The organism is Companilactobacillus halodurans, assembly GCF_009600995.1.
GTDB lineage: Bacteria > Bacillota > Bacilli > Lactobacillales > Lactobacillaceae > Companilactobacillus > Companilactobacillus halodurans.
Genome location: NZ_VDFO01000076.1, coordinates 1 through 2,736, shown reverse-complemented (window position 1 = coordinate 2,736; position 2,736 = coordinate 1). Strand labels below are relative to the sequence as shown.

At 30.2% G+C, this 2,736-nt stretch carries 2 protein-coding genes and 1 CRISPR repeat array; both genes read left to right on the top strand.

The features are described from left to right. Positions 1–282 precede the first annotated feature (282 nt). Positions 283–591, top strand: a complete 309-nt coding sequence (gene cas2 / locus FHL05_RS12260) for a CRISPR-associated endonuclease Cas2 (RefSeq protein ID WP_153385186.1) — start codon at positions 283–285, stop codon at positions 589–591. Then, positions 588–1,610, top strand: a complete 1,023-nt coding sequence (locus tag FHL05_RS12255) for a P-loop NTPase family protein (protein WP_153385169.1) — start codon at positions 588–590, stop codon at positions 1,608–1,610. Before cas2 ends, FHL05_RS12255 begins: the two co-directional genes overlap by 4 nt. Before the next feature lie 24 nt (positions 1,611–1,634). Then, a CRISPR array of direct repeats spans positions 1,635–2,529; the repeat unit is 37 nt; unit sequence AGTTTTTGTACCCTTAAAGATTTAGAAACGATAAAAC. Positions 2,530–2,736: the final 207 nt, after the last annotated feature.

Here is a 2,736-nt window from a genome sequence, read left to right as displayed (position 1 = left end):
CATCAAGACGAAAAACCTCTTTCATTGTTTGTGGAGAACTCCAATGATACCTGATTTTTTCGTCTTGGTGTTTTTATTTTGGAATTTTATTGAAAGTGGCTAACTTGATTATAAAATTCGCCATCAAGAAATAACTCTAAACAATAGAAAAACGACTATTGCAAACTCAATGGAGGAATATGTAGCTAGTTTCATATTAGCGATGGAAGAACACAGCCCTGAATTACTTTTAAAAATAAAATTGAAAAATTTTGTAGGTGAAGAAAGTTGAAGTATCAAAATATGAGAATGATGTGTATGTTTGACTTGCCTGTTGATACTGTCAATGAAAAACGACAATATCGAATTTTTAGAAAAGAATTGATTAGAAATGGTTTCACAATGTTACAGTATTCCGTTTATGCCCGTGCCATTCAAAATCGTAGTGCTGGGAAAAAGTACGAAAAAGCTATCAAACGTTTTTTGCCTGTGCATGGAGAAGTTAGATTGATTGCTGTCAGTGAGAAACAATATAACGATATGAAGATTTTAGTGGGTAGTCGCAGTAAGCAAGAAGAATTGGTTGGTAATAAAGAGCTGGTCATTATATGACATTAAAAATCGAAATAGAAAATCAAAAATTTTTGGAAATAGATTTTGAAGATGCTGCATATATAACGGGCCCGAATAGGAAACAAATCTGGGAAATATATCGCAGTTTATATTATTATTTTCATAAAAATCCCCAACTAACAACGAATATTTATGGCGAAGATGAAATTGAAATATTATATAATGACGATAAATTATCAGTAAGGAATAATAATGTCTATTTTATAAACAGTCGAAACGATATTTATACGCAGATGACTTACAAAAAGGGTACATTATTGTTTGAGTTATTGAATAGCTTGTCTGATGATAATGAGATTGATCACGAAATAGAGCAATTGAATAATGAGACTTTAAAATTAGAAATCATTGTTCAGAAACTATTAAAGACTTACTCAAATAATTTAAGAGCCGAATTTGAAGATACATCATATCTTGAATTATTGAAAAACCGTTTGATAGTAGGATATGAATCAGATGGAATCAATTACCCTTTAGAATTTTTAGATACCGGAGTTTTATTGGATGAGTTTGTTAACTTTTTAGAATTTCAGTTGAAGAGTTTAAGCAAAACTTCTTGGGTAATCTTATATGATATAAGTGGTTTTGTGGCACCTGAAGATGAAGCCAACTTTATTCTGAGTCTTAAAAAATTAACTCTGAATTATGATTTAAAAATCATTTATTTAGGTAACAATCTTGAGAATGTTCCATTAACGTCAGGTGATTTAGAAAAAATAATTATTAGTGCTGATGAATTTCACCAGTTACTACCAAGTGACGAATTAAAAAAGTCAGTCAGTATGCATTATCCTAATAAATATGTGGTAACGGAAATGAACTTCGTAAATTCAATAAGACGAATTTCTCAATATATTGGCAATGATGAAATCAATTTTATTCCAAGTAAAGATTTGGTATTATTGAAGGTAGTAAATGAGATTTTGGGTTACGAGACGTCGCTTGATCCAGAAAAATATTTGCTATCTGATGCAGAGACCAAATTTTTGGAAAATTAATAATAATTCAATTTTTTGATTTGAGGTTTTTGTACCCTTAAAGATTTAGAAACGATAAAACTTTTGAGACTATTTATATATATTTATACCAGTTTTTGTACCCTTAAAGATTTAGAAACGATAAAACCCTGTTTTGACCCACTTGTCATCTTCTTTAGTTTTTGTACCCTTAAAGATTTAGAAACGATAAAACACTTCATGAGTTAGGAATTCAATACAAACAGTTTTTGTACCCTTAAAGATTTAGAAACGATAAAACTCGGTATAGTTATAAGTGTTCCAAGGAGCAGTTTTTGTACCCTTAAAGATTTAGAAACGATAAAACTCCCTTAGTGCCACAAGGGATACAGTGTAAGTTTTTGTACCCTTAAAGATTTAGAAACGATAAAACTAAATTCAGGCGTTAACAATATCTTAATTAGTTTTTGTACCCTTAAAGATTTAGAAACGATAAAACGGGTGAAAGCTAATCCTAATATTTGCTTGAGTTTTTGTACCCTTAAAGATTTAGAAACGATAAAACCTATCAGTAATCTTCATGACAGGGTCAGCAGTTTTTGTACCCTTAAAGATTTAGAAACGATAAAACCAATGTTTACGTTAAATTCTTCATGAAACAGTTTTTGTACCCTTAAAGATTTAGAAACGATAAAACTTGTAATTGTTCCCGAGGGAGCGACACAGAGTTTTTGTACCCTTAAAGATTTAGAAACGATAAAACAAGGTGATTGAGTGAATAGTATATTAACGAGTTTTTGTACCCTTAAAGATTTAGAAACGATAAAACTAAATTCAGGCGTTAACAATATCTTAATTAGTTTTTGTACCCTTAAAGATTTAGAAACGATAAAACTCAAAGTAATGTAGGCTGGCTCTTTATTGTGTTTTTGTACCCTTAGAGATTTAGAAATGAATAAACTAAAACCCAGATCTAAATGATCTGGGTTTTTCCGTGCACAAACCATATAAACAAATCAATAAATAAAAACAAAAAAACTGTTACGAAAATTACAAGAACAAGTTAGCCACTTGTCCAAAAATAAATACGAAATATATCAGTACCAGAAAAGTACATTTCTAAACTCCACAGAAACTAGTGAATAGTTCCCGTGGAGTTTTGTAGTTT

Bases quoted from the DNA above. Each gene is read 5' to 3' on its own strand.
- cas2 (WP_153385186.1), top strand. From the start codon at position 283: ATGAGAATGATGTGTATGTTTGACTTGCCTGTTGATACTGTCAATGAA.
- FHL05_RS12255 (WP_153385169.1), top strand. From the start codon at position 588: ATGACATTAAAAATCGAAATAGAAAATCAAAAATTTTTGGAAATAGAT.